This window comes from Serratia sp. CY47444, assembly GCF_052168635.1.
GTDB lineage: Bacteria > Pseudomonadota > Gammaproteobacteria > Enterobacterales > Enterobacteriaceae > Serratia > Serratia bockelmannii.
Genome location: NZ_JBJNMH010000019.1, coordinates 1 through 14,182, shown reverse-complemented (window position 1 = coordinate 14,182; position 14,182 = coordinate 1). Strand labels below are relative to the sequence as shown.

Sequence of the window (14,182 nt, the reverse complement as noted above, 5' to 3'; positions counted from 1 at the left end):
TTAGTTTAATCAGATAAACAGTAATTCGACGCCCGCAGGGCGAAACGGCCTTTCTGTTTGTATACTGAAACTATATGCAGTTTTTGACGTTTTTTTGTGAGCATACAGGGGGCAAGGGATGTTGCTTAAAAAGGGAAACTCTCTACGACGTTTGGCGCTGAGTGGCGCTATCGCCTGTAGTCTTGTGTCGTCGTTTTCCGCATCGGCCACCGTAGCGGCGTTACCAGTGGCATCAGCAGGCATGTCCGTTGCGCAGAGCCGTTCTGAACTGCTGGCCGCGTTGCCGCGCGGCATGGATTTGCACTACCTGTCCACGCTGGCGCCGCTGTATGCGGCGAACCATATGCAGCCGATGTGGCAGGATCGCGAAGCCGTTCAGCAGTTTCAGCAGCAGCTGGCCGAGCTGGCGATGTCCGGCGTGCAGCCGCAGTTCACCCAGTGGGTGAAGATGTTGACCGATCCGGCGCTCAATGAAGTGGGCCGCGATGTGGTGTTGTCCGATGCGATGCTGGGCTATTTGCAGTTCGTGTCCGCGATCGGCGCCAACGGCAACAACTGGCTGTACAGCAATATTCCCTACAAGCTTGGCTTGCCGCCCACCGCAGTGATTAATCAGTGGCAGCTGGCGGTGCGCCAGGCGCGTACCCTGAGCTACGTGAATTCGCTCGCGCCGCAACATCCGCAATACGCCAAGATGCATCAGGCGCTGCGCGACTTGCTGGCGGACAATCGCCCTTGGCCCCAGGTGGGCAGTGGCCCGAGCCTGCGCCCAGGCCAAATGAGCAATGATATCCCGGCGCTGCGTGAGATCCTGACGCGCACCGGTATGCTGGCCACCTCGGCGCCGGAAGCGGAAGCGGAACCGGCGGTGGTCTCGGCGAAGAGCAATGAGCCCGACGACGGCGGGCTGACGGTAGACGAAGAGAAAAGCCGCGTGACGGTCAGCCCATCGGCGGCGCCGGTGACGGAGCTGACCGCGGAACAGACGCCGCCGCAGATCGGCAGCGTGGTGAGCGACAATCTCTATACCGACGAGCTGGCGGAGGGCGTCAAGCGCTTCCAGAAATGGCAGGGGCTGACGGCGGACGGCGTGATCGGCGTGCGCACTCGCGAGTGGCTCAACGTGTCACCGAAAACCCGTGCCGCGCTGTTGGCGTTGAATATCCAACGTCTGCGAATTTTACCGGGGCATGTCGGCACCGGCATTATGGTGAACATTCCCAATTACTCGCTGACCTACTATCAGAACGGCAACGAAGTGTTGTCCTCCCGCGTTATCGTCGGGCGGCCGAGCCGCAAGACGCCGCTGATGAGCAGCGCGTTGAACAACGTGGTGGTCAACCCGCCTTGGAACGTGCCGACCACGCTGGTGCGTGAGGATATCGTGCCGAAGGCGATGCGCGACGGTAACTATTTCCAGAAACACGGCTATACCGTGCTGTCGGGCTGGAGCAACGATGCAGAAGTGATCAACCCGTCTATGATCGACTGGAGCATGGTCTCTGCGCGTAACTTCCCGTATCGCGTTCGTCAGGCGCCGGGAGCGACCAACTCGCTGGGGCGCTTCAAGTTCAATATGCCGAGCTCGGACGCCATCTACCTGCACGATACTCCGAACCACAGCCTGTTCCAGAAAGACATCCGCGCGCTCAGCTCCGGCTGCGTGAGGGTGAATAAGGCGTCCGATTTGGCGAATATGCTGCTGCAGGACGCCGGCTGGAACAACAGCCGCGTGTCTTCCACGCTGAAAGAGGGGAATACCACTTATGTGAATATTCGCCAGCGTATTCCCGTAAAACTGTATTATCTGACCGCCTGGGTTTCGGATGACGGCCAACCGCAATTCCGTACAGATATTTACAATTATGATAATACGGTGCGATCGGGCGCACAAATTTTGGCTCAGGCCAAAAAATTAATGCAGTAAATGCAGTAATTATAAATAAATAACGGTCAGAATGTTTGGCTATACCGCAGGCCCCCGTAGCCGGGGGCCTGTAAACCTAGGCGTATCGCGGGTTGACTCAGCATACGCAGGCGGTTATGGTTCGGACAGTGCGCTGCTTTGTGCATTTATTTTGACATTCTTGCCGGGTTTAACAGAGTCATGGACAAAATTGATCATCACCGCCGTAAATGGCTGGCGCTAGGTGGCGCTGCTATGGGCATAGCGCTGCTTCCAGGGCAGGCGTTTGCCAGTCTTTCCACCGCTCGACCGCGTATTTTAGTGCTGAATAACCTGAATACCGGTGAATCTATTAAAGCCGAGTTCTTTGACGGCAAAGGTTACAATAAAGAAGAGTTGGTGCGGTTAAATCATCTGTTCCGCGATTATCGCGCCAACAAGGTTAAATCGATCGATCCCCGCTTGTTTGATCACCTTTATCGTCTGCAGGGGCTGCTGGGCACCAGCAAGCCGGTGCAGCTGATCTCCGGATACCGTTCCGTAGATACCAACAACGAATTGCGCGCACACAGCCGCGGCGTGGCCAAGCACAGCTACCACACCAAGGGCCAGGCGATGGATTTCCATATCGAAGGTATCCAATTGAGTAATATCCGTAAAGCGGCGTTAAAAATGCGCGCCGGTGGTGTAGGATATTACCCACGTAGCAACTTCGTACACATCGATACCGGCCCGGTTCGGACCTGGTAACCGCTGTGCCGTCAGTGAATAACGCCGCCCCTTGCGGAAGCGGCGTTATTGTCGTTGGAGCCTTATGAAATACCATCTTATTCCCGTTACCGCTTTTAGCCAGAACTGCAGCCTGATTTGGTGTGAAAACACGCAGCAAGCGGCGTTGGTCGATCCCGGCGGTGAAGCGGAAAAAATCAAAGCGGAAGTCGCGCAGCAGGGGGTGATGATCACTCAGATCTTGCTGACTCACGGCCATTTGGATCATGTTGGTGCGGCGGCGGAGCTGGCGGACCATTATCAGGTGCCGATTTACGGCCCGGATAAAGAAGACGCTTTTTGGCTGGATGGTTTGCCGGCGCAGAGCCGGATGTTCGGGCTGGAAGAGTGTGCGCCGCTGACGCCGACTCGCTGGCTATCAGAAGGTGATGAGATGCAGGTGGGCGAAATGACGCTCAAGGTGCTGCACTGCCCCGGGCATACGCCGGGCCACATCGTCTTTATCAATGAGCAAGCGCGTTTGGCGCTGGTGGGCGACGTGCTGTTTAACGGTGGCGTAGGGCGCAGCGACTTCCCGCGTGGAGACCATCAGGCGCTGATCGCCTCTATTCGCACCAAGCTGCTGCCATTGGGCGACGATATGCGCTTTATTCCTGGCCACGGCCCGATGTCGACCTTTGGCCACGAGCGCCAGACCAACCCGTTCCTGCGCGAAGAGCCGGCAGTGTGGTAGCGATTATTTCCCGGCAGAAATAATCAAGGGCGCATAGAGCGCCCTTTTTTTATGATTTATGACCTGTGTCGATGCATTTAGAGCACGGCGACGATGGCTTCACACAGCGGTGCCATGTTGTCCGGCGTCATGCCGGCCACGTTCACCCGGCCTGAGTTCACGGCGTAGACGCCAAACTCTTCGCGCAGACGCAGCACCTGTTCTTTGGTCAGACCGCTGAAGGAGAACATGCCATTCTGCTGGATGATGAAGCTGAAGTCCTGTTGGGCGCCTTTTTCCTGCAGAGTGTTCACGAACAGCTGACGCATGCGGTGAATGCGCTGGCGCATGTCGGTCAGCTCCTGCTCCCACATCGCGCGCAGCGCATCGTTACCCAAAATGGTGGCGACAACGGCGGCGCCGTGTGACGGCGGGTTGGAGTAGTTGGCGCGAATAGCCGCTTTTACCTGGCTGAAGGCGCGATCGGCGGTTTCGGCATCGGCAGCTACAATGGTGCAAGCGCCGACGCGCTCATTGTACAGACCGAAGTTTTTTGAGTAGGAGCTGGCGACAATCAGCTCTTGATGTTTGGCGGCGAAAATACGCAGGCCCTGCGCATCCTCTTCCAGACCCTTGGCGAAGCCCTGGTAGGCGAAGTCGAACAGAGGCAGCCAGCCATTGGCCACGGAAAGCTCAGCCAGCTGTGCCCACTGTTCCGCCGTTGGATCGATACCGGTCGGGTTATGGCAGCAGCCGTGAAACAGCACCACATCACCGGCCTGGGCCTGTTTCAGGCTGTTCAGCAGGCCGTCGAAATCCAATGCGTGGTTGGCGGCGTCGTAGTAGGCGTACTCCAGGACTTCCAGGCCCACGGCGCTAAAGACGTTCTTGTGGTTCGGCCAGCTTGGGTTGCTGATCCAGATGCGCTTGGCGCTGGTCTGGTTGGCGATAAAGTCTGCCGCCACGCGCAGGCCACCGGTGCCGCCTGGCGTCTGTGCGGTGCGCGCGCGACGATCGGCGACGATCGGGCTCTCTTTACCGAACAACAGCACTTGCGTGCAACTGGCAAACGCCGGGATGCCTTCAATGCCGAGATAGTTTTTGGTGGTCTCATTTTCCAGCAGATACTGTTCAGCTTTCTTTACGCTGGTTAACACCGGGGTTTTACCGGTTTCGTCTTTATAAACGCCAATCCCTAAATTGATTTTATTCGGGCGGGCGTCGGCGCGGAAAATGTCGGTCAGGCCCAGGATCGGGTCGGCGGGTGCGGCGGTGATTTTTTCAAACATGTCAGGTGCTTCCAAATCTCGGAGTTAAGCAGACAGAAGCATCAGGGTAGCGCCAGTTATCGGCTTTGCCAACCGTTTGCGATAAAAACACCGCGATCTTGTGAACGGGAAGGATTCGACAGAAAAAATGATGGGGAAGGGGAAATCTGCAGGATAAAACGTTACCGGAAGACACAAATAAAAACAGGGCCGAAGCCCTGTTTTTTTAACTTAGCCGACGGTAAACCGCCGTTAAGCGAGACAACTTAGAACTGATACACCAGACCAACAGCAACAGTATCGTCGGTTGCGACGCCGTTAGCTTTGGTGAACTCGTTGTCATCCAGCAGGTTGATTTTGTAATCAACGTAGGTGGACATGTTTTTGTTGAAGTAGTAGGTGGTACCAACAGAAACATATTTAACCAGGTCAGCATCGCCGCCGGTGAAGGTTGCGTTGTTTGCTGAACGACCGCGCAGGTTTTTACCTTTAGACTGCAGGTAAGACACTTCTGGACGCAGACCGAAGTCGAACTGGTACTGAGCGGTCACTTCGAAGTTCTGGGTTTTGTTTGCGATGGTGTTATCCGCTTCACCGTAAGGAGTCATGTTGCGGGTTTCTGCGTACATCGCCGCCAGGTAAACGTTGTTGGCGTCGTATTTCGCGCCCACGGTCCATGCGTCAGCCTTGTCGCCTTCGGCTGTAGAACGATACTGCTGATCGTCGGTACGGTCAGAAGAAGCGTATGCAGCGCCGAAGCTTACGCCTTCGCCGATGTCATAAGTAGAGGAAAGACCCCAACCATCGCCGTTTTGTTTCTTCAGCGCGCGGCTGTCGTTCTCGTTTTTACCCTGGTACTGAACGGCGAAGTTCAGACCGTCAACCAGACCGAAGAAGTTGTTGTTACGATAGGTCGCAACGCCGTTGGTACGGCCGGTCATGAAGTTGTCGGAGTAGGTGTAGGTATCGCCACCGAACTCTGGCAGCATATCGGTCCAGCCTTCCACGTCGTACAGTACGCCGTAGTTACGGCCGTAGTCGAAGGAGCCGTAGTCAGCGAATTTCAGACCGGCGAAGCCCAGACGGGTTTTGGTGCCTTCGGTGCCCTGAGATTCGGAGTGGTTAGCCTGGACGTTGTATTCCCACTGGCCGTAACCGGTCAGCTGGTCAGTAATCTGAGTTTCACCTTTGAAGCCGAAACGAACATAGGTCTGATCGCCGTCATCACCTTTGTTGTCGGAGAAGTAGTGCAGACCGTCAACTTTGCCGTACAGATCCAGCTTGTTGCCGTCTTTGTTGTAGATTTCAGCTGCGTTTGCTGCACCAGCAGCCAACAGAGCCGGGATAACCACTGCAAGAATGTTGCGCTTCATCATTATTACCCTCATTGGTGTTATTCGGACACCTTTGCCACTGCCGCCAATAATTCTTTGGGAACTATTGTTGATAGATTGGTGTCGTCCTGTGTCTGAACGCAGTGTTCCATTCACAGGCGGGTTAATCTAGGACGAAAATGATACCAATGTCCCAATCAGGTTGCAAAAGGAAAGTATATGTAACCAAATGTAATTTTTCGGGAACTTTGTGACGTGCGTCAATATTAAAAAATGCGAAAGGCCAGCGAGGCTGGCCTTTGTTTTGTAACGAAATCGTTTAAAAAACGAGTGATCGTATAAATTAGAAGCTTGCGTTACGTGGCGTGCGTGGGAATGGAATCACATCGCGCACGTTTTGCACGCCGGTGACATAGGCGATTAAACGTTCAAAGCCCAGGCCGAAACCGGAATGCGGCACGGTGCCGTAGCGGCGCAGATCGCGATACCACCAGTAGTCTTCTTTATTCAGACCCATCTCTTCCAGACGCTGATCGAGCACGTCGAGGCGTTCTTCACGCTGCGAGCCGCCGATGATTTCGCCGATGCCCGGTGCCAGCACGTCCATGGCTGCAACGGTTTTGCCGTCTTCGTTCATGCGCATATAGAACGCTTTGATGTCTTTCGGGTAGTTTTTCACCACCACCGGCGCTTGGAAGTGTTTCTCAGCCAGGTAACGTTCATGTTCGGAAGAGAGATCGATACCCCAGGAAACCGGGTTTTCGAAGGTTTGGCCCGAGGCCAGCAGGATCTCAATGGCGTCGGTGTAGTCCACCTGGGCGAAATCGGAAGAAACGAAACGCTCCAGACGAGCGATAGCGTCTTTATCCACGCGCTCGGCGAAGAATTTCAGATCGTCGGCGCGTTCATCCAGCACCGCCTGGAACACATACTTCAGCATGCTTTCGGCCAGGCCGGCAACGTCGTCCAGCGTCGCGAAGGCCACTTCCGGCTCGATCATCCAGAATTCCGCCAGGTGGCGGCTGGTGTTGGAGTTTTCGGCGCGGAAGGTTGGGCCGAAGGTGTAAACCTTCGACAGCGCGCAAGCGTAGGTTTCGCCGTTCAGCTGGCCGGAAACGGTAAGGAAGGCTTCCTTACCGAAGAAGTCTTCGCTGAAGTCGACGGCGCCCTTGTCGGTGCGCGGCAGGTTTTCCAGGTCCAGCGTGGACACGCGGAACATCTCGCCGGCGCCTTCGGTATCGGAGGCGGTGATCAGCGGGGTGGACACCCAGAAATAGCCATTTTCATGGAAGAAGCGGTGAATCGCCTGCGCCAGCGTATGACGCACGCGCGCCACGGCGCCGATCAGGTTGGTACGCGGGCGCAGGTGAGCCACTTCGCGCAGGTATTCGATGCTGTGACGTTTGGCCGCCATCGGGTAAGTGTCCGGATCGTCGACCCAGCCGACCACTTTGATCGCGGTAGCCTGCAGTTCGAAGCTCTGGCCTTCGCCCGGTGAAGCGACGACTTTGCCGGTGACTTCAACCGAACAGCCGGTAGTCAGATGCAGCACTTCATCCTGATAATTCGGCAGAGAATTATTAACGACGGCCTGTAACGGATCAAAGCAGGAACCGTCATAGACGGCCAGGAAGGAGATACCAGCTTTTGAATCTCTCCGGGTACGTACCCAGCCGCGTACGGTGACTTCACTGTCAACCGCAGCACGACCTTGCAGTACGTCGACTACAGGCACTACGCTCATAGATTTCTCTCTTTAATAATTTGGTTTAGAAATAGCTTACAACCCAAGAATATGGGGGTAATGGCTATGTTACTTGCCGCGGTGCAGAGCACAAGCAGAAATCATCGGATTGGCGCAACATTTATTGCGGCTGACTGAAAAGAGGGCGGTCGGGATAAAAACAAAAAAGCCGGCGCGTGAACCAGGCCGGCTTTCTTTCTATATAGAGGAGGTTCAGCTGGCTTTCTTCACCAGCGGCAGATCGAAGGCTTTGCGCAGGGCCCTGACGAAAGCCTGGTCCTGGCAGATGGTCTTGCCGGGGCTGTCGGAGAGTTTAGCCACCGGCTTGCCTTTGCATTCGACCAGCTTGATCACGATATTCAATGGCTTAACGCCCGGAATATCGCAGGTCAGGCGCGTGCCGATACCGAAGCTGAGATTGATGCGCTGATAGAAGTGGCGATAGAGCGCCAGCGCTTTTTCCAGATCCAGGTTGTCCGAGAACACCAGCGTTTTGCTCATCGGATCGATGCCCAGTTTCTGATAGTGGGCAATGGCTTTCTCACCCCACTCGACGGGATCGCCAGAATCGTGGCGCAGACCCTGATAACGCTCGGCGAACTGCGGGCCGAAGTCGCGCAGGAAGGCATCCATGGTAATGCAGTCGGTGAGCGCGATGCCGAGCTGATCCGGGTATTCATCCAGCCAGGCCTGCAATGCGGCGCGCTGGCTGTTGGCCAGCACCGGGCTTATCTGCTGATGCGCCTGGAACCATTCATGCGCCTGCGTGCCGACCGGCGCCAGGCCGAGCTGATGAGCCAGATCGTAATTGCTGGTGCCCGACAGGTACGGGAATTCGGCCTGCAAGGTGCTGACGATGGCCTGCTGCACGCCCTGAGAGAAACGGCGACGGGTACCGAAGTCCATCAGTTTGAAGCGCGAAAGGTCCAGATCGCCCGCCAGCGCCTTGAACTGCGCCAGCTTGGTTTGCAGATGTGCCACCGCCTGTTCCGGCGTCGCCAGCGGCGAGCGCCGGCGGTGCACCACTTCACTGATCACCGCCAGCAACGGCACTTCCCACATGATCACTTCACGCCAGGGGCCGGCGATGCGGATGTGCAGTTTGCCGTCGCGGTTGTCGATGGTGACCTGCTGCGGATCGTAGCGGAACGTGCGCAGCCAGTTCAGGTAATCCTGACGGAAGAAGGGCAGACCCGAAAGATAAGCGAATTCGGCGTCGGTCAGCGCCAGCCGGCTCATCAGCGCCACCTGCGCGCGGATCTCGTCGGCATATTCGCCCAACAGTTCGTCGCCGCGGCAGCGGAATTCCGCCGCCACGCTGATCGCGGGATAGCGATGGAACACTGCTTGCTGCATATGAAGCTTATAAGCATCGGTATCAAGCAGTGATGTCAAAATCGGGGAAGCGTATTGAGTCATAGCGCGTTACAGCATCCTCGTCAGGCGCGTGTCCAAATCCGGATAATCATAAAAGTGGGGGTGGAGTATACCCGGATTATCCTGTTATTGAAGCTGCATCACACCATAAATCACCAAAGCGGGTCGAGGATTAAACGTGCCTTTATGACGGCCTGGCGGCGACGGGGAGAAAAAAAAGCCAGATATGCCTGTAAGGTGAATGACTTACCCTAATTAGTCATAAAAATTATAATGTTAATTATTTTAAACAGCGAATCAGATAAAGCCGGCTTCGGTATGCACGCTGACCCGATCCTTGCCGCTCTTTTTGCAAAAATAGAGCGCTTCGTCCGCCTGTTTGATCGCCGCCTGCAGTGCGGTGAACGCGTTGACCGGCGCGATGCCGCAGCTGGTGGTGAAATGCACTTGCCGTCCGTCGGCCAGGTGTAGCGTCAGGCGATGAGTGCGGGCGCGCAATTGCTCCATGATGTCCCGCGCGTTGTCCAACGAACAGTTACCCAGCAGCACCGCAAACTCTTCGCCGCCGTAGCGGCAGAAAATGTCGCTGGCACGGAACGCGCGTTGCAGCAGGTGGCCGAATGCCACCAGCGCCCGGTCGCCCACGTCGTGGCCGTAGCTGTCGTTGAGCTGTTTGAAGTTGTCGATATCGATCAGGCAAAAGGCCTGCGGGTAGCTGCCGTCGCCCAGCAGCTGAGATTCAAGGAAGAATTTACGACGGTTGTAGATATTGGTGAGCGGATCGAGGAAGGAAGAGGCCTCGAGCTCTTTAATCAGCAGTTGTTTCTCGCTCTCCAGCGAGACCTTGTCCAACTGGTATTGCCTGAGCTGCTGAATGGCGTCGCTGATGGCGATCAGTTCCTGGCTGTAGAAGGCGTCGTTGCGATCGATATTCATCTCACCGCGCGACAGCCGTACGATATTGTTGTGGGTCTTGGTCAGCCAACGGTTGATGCTGGTGCAGAACACCAGCGCCGGCAAAATGAACAGCAATACCACCAGGCCGGCAAGTGCGATCATGCCGTAAATGGTCGTCTGGCTGTCGTAAATCTTGTGGCGCGAGGCGAGGGTTTCCAATTCGAAGCTGCGCTGATACAGCGCCTGCGAAAGCCCGCTCACATCGTCGACATAGCGCGAAATAAGCGCTGTGGGATAGGGCTTGTGGGTATCGATAGCGGTGTACAGCCCATCGGTAATCTGTTGAAGGCGTTCAGCGGACACCTGGGCGAGCAACGCATTGACGATGTCGGTGATTTGTCCATCGTCGTAGTTGATCTTCATGAAGATCAATCGGGTGCTCAGGGCGTTCAGCACGCCGGTCAGTTGAATGGACTTCAGATAGGCGTCTTTGCGAACCAGCGGGCTTACATTGACGTCGATAATCTGGTCGCTCAATTCCGTCAGTGACATATTCAGCCGGTTATTGAGACGGATGGCCTCGAGAAACATAAAGGAGTCGGTATCCACCATCCGGGTATCGTAGGTATAACGGTAATAGCTCTTGCTGGTTTGCGAGATGTAATAGGCGCTGTTGATGTTGAACAGATTAGCGTTGGTGTTATTGATCTGCGAAAGCTGCAGGTTGTCATTATCCAGCAACTGTTCCATCAGGCCGATCATCGACAGCGCGGCAATTTTTTGCCGAACCCCGAGCTGTCTGGCGACCTCATCGTCCAGATGTTCGCGGATCCGGGTGATTCTCTCGCGCGCCACCCGATCGGCGGCCAAACATTGCGCGCGGGTGATCTGAGGATCGATCAGGCTCAATCGTTTGAGACGGTGAGCCTGCAGCGCCGCCTGGAAGGCTTCGGAGATTTCTTTGGCGCGATCAATTTTGTACAGGTTGAGTTGGTTGTCGCGGTAATCGGTATGGGCTTCAAGCAGCTCATCGACGATGAACAGAGAGAAGGAGGTCATCAGGCACAGGGTAAAAAAATAGATTGCGTATTTGATTTTCATAGTGCGAGTCATCCCTGGGCCTGATGCCGCAATTATACCACCATGCCGCCTGAGCCGCCTCAACTATGCCGGCGCCCCCCGATGGTGGTTTTTTAGCATTAAATGCTGATTTTTATTTGGCCATTGGTCACCCGCGCTGCCGCCAGACGGACGATTTATGATTTGCCTCTGATTTCTCTATCGTGGTCGCCCGGCGGCTCTGGGCTTTTCGGCCAGCTGTGATACAGTTTATTCACAATTCAGGCCCGCCGCGCGCTGCCGGGAAACACACCGGCTGCGGTACGAAGGGGAAGAGCGGCCTGGCACCTATAACTCACTGAGATGTTTAAGGGTTTTTATGACACAACAGCCACAGGCAAAATACCGCCACGACTATCGCGCGCCCGATTACACCACGACCGATATCGATTTGGACTTCAGTCTGGACGCGGAAACCACGCGCGTGACCGCCGTCAGTAAAATCAAACGTCAGGGCACGGCCGGTGCACCGCTGGTGCTGGATGGTGAAGATCTGACGCTGGTGAGCATTCAGGTCGACGGCCAACCGTGGAGCGCCTACCGTCAGCAGGATAACCAGCTGATCATCGATGAGTTGCCGGCACAATTCACTCTTACCATCGTCAACGACATTCACCCGGCGAAAAACACCGCGCTGGAAGGGCTGTACCTGTCCGGCGATGCGCTGTGCACGCAATGCGAAGCCGAAGGCTTCCACCACATTACCTATTACCAGGATCGCCCGGACGTGCTGGCGCGCTTTACCACTCGCATCGTGGCCGACAAGGCGCGCTATCCGTTCCTGCTGTCAAACGGCAACCGCATTGGCCAGGGTGAATTGGCCGATGGCCGCCACTGGGTGCAATGGCAGGATCCGTTCCCGAAACCTTGCTACCTGTTCGCGCTGGTGGCGGGGGACTTCGACGTGCTGCGCGACAGCTTCACCACCCGTTCAGGCCGTAAGGTCGCACTGGAGCTGTTCGTCGATCGCGGCAATCTGGATCGCGCCGACTGGGCGATGACGTCGCTGAAGAACTCGATGAAGTGGGACGAGACCCGTTTCGGTCTGGAATACGATCTCGACATTTATATGATCGTGGCGGTCGATTTCTTCAATATGGGCGCGATGGAGAACAAAGGGTTAAATATCTTTAACTCCAAATATGTGCTGGCGAAGGCGGAAACCGCCACCGACAAGGATTACCTGAACATCGAAGCGGTGATTGGCCACGAATACTTCCACAACTGGACCGGTAACCGCGTGACCTGCCGAGACTGGTTCCAGCTCAGCCTGAAAGAGGGGCTGACGGTGTTCCGCGATCAGGAGTTCAGTTCCGATCTGGGATCGCGCTCGGTCAACCGCATCGATAACGTGCGCGTAATGCGCGGCGCGCAGTTCGCCGAAGACGCCAGCCCGATGGCGCACGCCATCCGCCCGGACAAAGTGATCGAGATGAACAACTTCTACACCCTGACGGTGTATGAAAAAGGTTCTGAAGTGATCCGCATGATGCACACCCTGCTGGGGGAAGCGAACTTCCAGAAAGGGATGCAGCTCTATTTCGAACGCCACGACGGCAGCGCCGCTACCTGCGATGACTTCGTGCAGGCGATGGAGGACGCGTCCAACGTGGATCTGTCGCGCTTCCGCCGTTGGTATAGCCAGTCCGGCACGCCGCTGTTGACGGTGCGCGACGAGTACGATGCGGAAACCCAGCAATATCGCCTGCATGTCAGTCAGAAAACCGCGCCGACCGCCGATCAGCCGGAGAAATTGCCGCTGCATATCCCGCTGGATATCGAACTGTACGACAGTGAAGGCAACGTCATTCCCTTACAAAAGGGGGGGCTGCCGGTCAACAATGTGCTGAACGTCACCGAAGCGGAGCAGACTTTCGTGTTCGACGGCGTGGCGCACAAGCCGGTGCCCTCGCTGCTGCGCGAGTTCTCCGCGCCGGTGAAACTGGACTATCCGTACAGCGATCAGCAACTGACCTTCCTGATGCAGCACGCGCGCAATGAGTTTGCGCGTTGGGATGCGGCGCAGAGCCTGCTTGCGACCTACATCAAACTGAACGTGGCGCGGCACCAGCAGAAGCAGCCGTTGTCGCTGCCGCTGCACGTGGCCGATGCGTTCCGCGCGGTGCTGTTGGACGAAAAACTGGATCCGGCGCTGGCGGCGCAGATCCTGACCTTGCCGTCGGAGAACGAAATCGCCGAGCTGTTCGCCACTATCGATCCAGAAGCGATCGCCGCGGTGCACGAAGCGATCGTACGCTGCCTGGCGCGGGAGTTGGCCGATGAGTGGCTGGCGGTGTATCACGCCAACAAGACCGACGGCTACCGCGTGGAGCATGGCGAGATCGCCAAGCGCGCCTTGCGTAATGTGTGCCTGGGCTATCTGGCGTTCGGCGAAGATGTGGTGCTGGCGGACCAGCTGGTGAGCGAACAGTATCGCCAGGCGGACAACATGACCGACTCGCTGGCGGCGCTGTCTGCTGCGGTCGCGGCCCAGCTGCCGTGCCGCGATGCGCTGCTGGCGGCGTTCGACGAGCGCTGGCATCAGGATGGCCTGGTGATGGACAAATGGTTCGTGCTGCAGGGCAGCAGCCCATCGGCAGACGTGTTGAGCAAGGTGCGCGCGCTGCTGCAACACCGCTCGTTCAGCCTGAGCAACCCGAACCGCACCCGCTCGTTGATTGGCGGCTTCGCTTCCGGCAACCCGGCGGCGTTCCATGCCGCGGACGGCAGCGGCTATCAGTTCCTGGCGGAGATCCTCAGCGATCTCAACCAGCGCAACCCGCAGATCGCCGCGCGCCTGATTGAACCGCTGATTCGTTTGAAGCGTTACGACGCAGGCCGCCAGGCGCTGATGCGCAAGGCGCTGGAACAGTTGAAAGGGTTGGAAAACCTGTCCGGCGATCTGTACGAGAAGATCAGCAAGGCGCTCGACGCCTGATCTTTTCGCGATGAAGACATCAAGGGACGGCCTGCGCCGTCCCTAATGAGATGGTCACCCCCACCCTGTGAGCGGTACGCTGACAGGGTGTTTTTCTTTCCGGAGGGGATCATCATGCAAAACATTACGCTCATCGGTATCGACCTCGGCAAACATAC

9 protein-coding genes are annotated in these 14,182 nt (G+C 56.6%); 4 read left to right on the top strand and 5 right to left on the bottom strand.

Annotated elements, in window-relative coordinates:
* Positions 1 to 118 precede the first annotated feature (118 nt).
* From ldtD to ACJ8IL_RS20385, 3 genes are all read left to right on the top strand, one after another.
* Complete coding sequence (ldtD, locus tag ACJ8IL_RS20395) at positions 119 to 1,927, top strand: L,D-transpeptidase (protein ID WP_025302288.1); 1,809 nt, start codon at positions 119 to 121, stop codon at positions 1,925 to 1,927.
* Positions 1,928 to 2,107: 180 nt separating this feature from the next.
* On the top strand, positions 2,108 to 2,656 hold the full coding sequence (locus tag ACJ8IL_RS20390; protein WP_025302289.1) for a YcbK family protein: 549 nt from the start codon (positions 2,108 to 2,110) through the stop codon (positions 2,654 to 2,656).
* Positions 2,657 to 2,720: 64 nt separating this feature from the next.
* Positions 2,721 to 3,368 carry an MBL fold metallo-hydrolase gene (locus tag ACJ8IL_RS20385; protein ID WP_025302290.1) on the top strand — a complete coding sequence of 216 codons (648 nt, stop codon included), beginning with the start codon at positions 2,721 to 2,723 and terminating at the stop codon, positions 3,366 to 3,368.
* A 77-nt stretch (positions 3,369 to 3,445) separates the two neighbouring features.
* Here the strand turns inward: ACJ8IL_RS20385 and ACJ8IL_RS20380 are convergent, their stop codons facing one another.
* The 5 genes from ACJ8IL_RS20380 to ACJ8IL_RS20360 form a co-directional block, all read right to left on the bottom strand.
* Positions 3,446 to 4,636 carry an amino acid aminotransferase gene (locus tag ACJ8IL_RS20380; protein ID WP_049204255.1) on the bottom strand — a complete coding sequence of 397 codons (1,191 nt, stop codon included), beginning with the start codon at positions 4,634 to 4,636 and terminating at the stop codon, positions 3,446 to 3,448.
* Positions 4,637 to 4,881: 245 nt separating this feature from the next.
* The gene (ompC, locus tag ACJ8IL_RS20375) at positions 4,882 to 5,991 is read right to left on the bottom strand and encodes a porin OmpC (RefSeq protein WP_060432824.1); all 1,110 of its coding nucleotides are present in this window, start codon (positions 5,989 to 5,991) and stop codon (positions 4,882 to 4,884) included.
* 301 nt (positions 5,992 to 6,292) lie between these two features.
* Entirely contained in the window at positions 6,293 to 7,693 is a 1,401-nt protein-coding gene (gene asnS, locus ACJ8IL_RS20370) for an asparagine--tRNA ligase (RefSeq protein ID WP_004928205.1), read from the bottom strand.
* A 213-nt stretch (positions 7,694 to 7,906) separates the two neighbouring features.
* Complete coding sequence (gene pncB / locus ACJ8IL_RS20365; protein ID WP_043137639.1) at positions 7,907 to 9,112, bottom strand: nicotinate phosphoribosyltransferase; 1,206 nt, start codon at positions 9,110 to 9,112, stop codon at positions 7,907 to 7,909.
* Positions 9,113 to 9,367: 255 nt separating this feature from the next.
* Positions 9,368 to 11,068 carry a GGDEF domain-containing protein gene (locus ACJ8IL_RS20360; protein ID WP_025302294.1) on the bottom strand — a complete coding sequence of 567 codons (1,701 nt, stop codon included), beginning with the start codon at positions 11,066 to 11,068 and terminating at the stop codon, positions 9,368 to 9,370.
* Between the two features lie 337 nt (positions 11,069 to 11,405).
* On the opposite strand from ACJ8IL_RS20360, the gene pepN reads away from it, so the two are divergent.
* Complete coding sequence (pepN, locus tag ACJ8IL_RS20355; RefSeq protein ID WP_025302295.1) at positions 11,406 to 14,024, top strand: aminopeptidase N; 2,619 nt, start codon at positions 11,406 to 11,408, stop codon at positions 14,022 to 14,024.
* Positions 14,025 to 14,182: the final 158 nt, after the last annotated feature.

Bases quoted from the DNA above. Each gene is read 5' to 3' on its own strand.
- pncB (WP_043137639.1), bottom strand. From the start codon at position 9,112: ATGACTCAATACGCTTCCCCGATTTTGACATCACTGCTTGATACCGAT.
- ACJ8IL_RS20385 (WP_025302290.1), top strand. From the start codon at position 2,721: ATGAAATACCATCTTATTCCCGTTACCGCTTTTAGCCAGAACTGCAGC.
- pepN (WP_025302295.1), top strand. From the start codon at position 11,406: ATGACACAACAGCCACAGGCAAAATACCGCCACGACTATCGCGCGCCC.
- ACJ8IL_RS20390 (WP_025302289.1), top strand. From the start codon at position 2,108: ATGGACAAAATTGATCATCACCGCCGTAAATGGCTGGCGCTAGGTGGC.
- ACJ8IL_RS20360 (WP_025302294.1), bottom strand. From the start codon at position 11,068: ATGAAAATCAAATACGCAATCTATTTTTTTACCCTGTGCCTGATGACC.
- ACJ8IL_RS20380 (WP_049204255.1), bottom strand. From the start codon at position 4,636: ATGTTTGAAAAAATCACCGCCGCACCCGCCGACCCGATCCTGGGCCTG.
- asnS (WP_004928205.1), bottom strand. From the start codon at position 7,693: ATGAGCGTAGTGCCTGTAGTCGACGTACTGCAAGGTCGTGCTGCGGTT.
- ldtD (WP_025302288.1), top strand. From the start codon at position 119: ATGTTGCTTAAAAAGGGAAACTCTCTACGACGTTTGGCGCTGAGTGGC.
- ompC (WP_060432824.1), bottom strand. From the start codon at position 5,991: ATGATGAAGCGCAACATTCTTGCAGTGGTTATCCCGGCTCTGTTGGCT.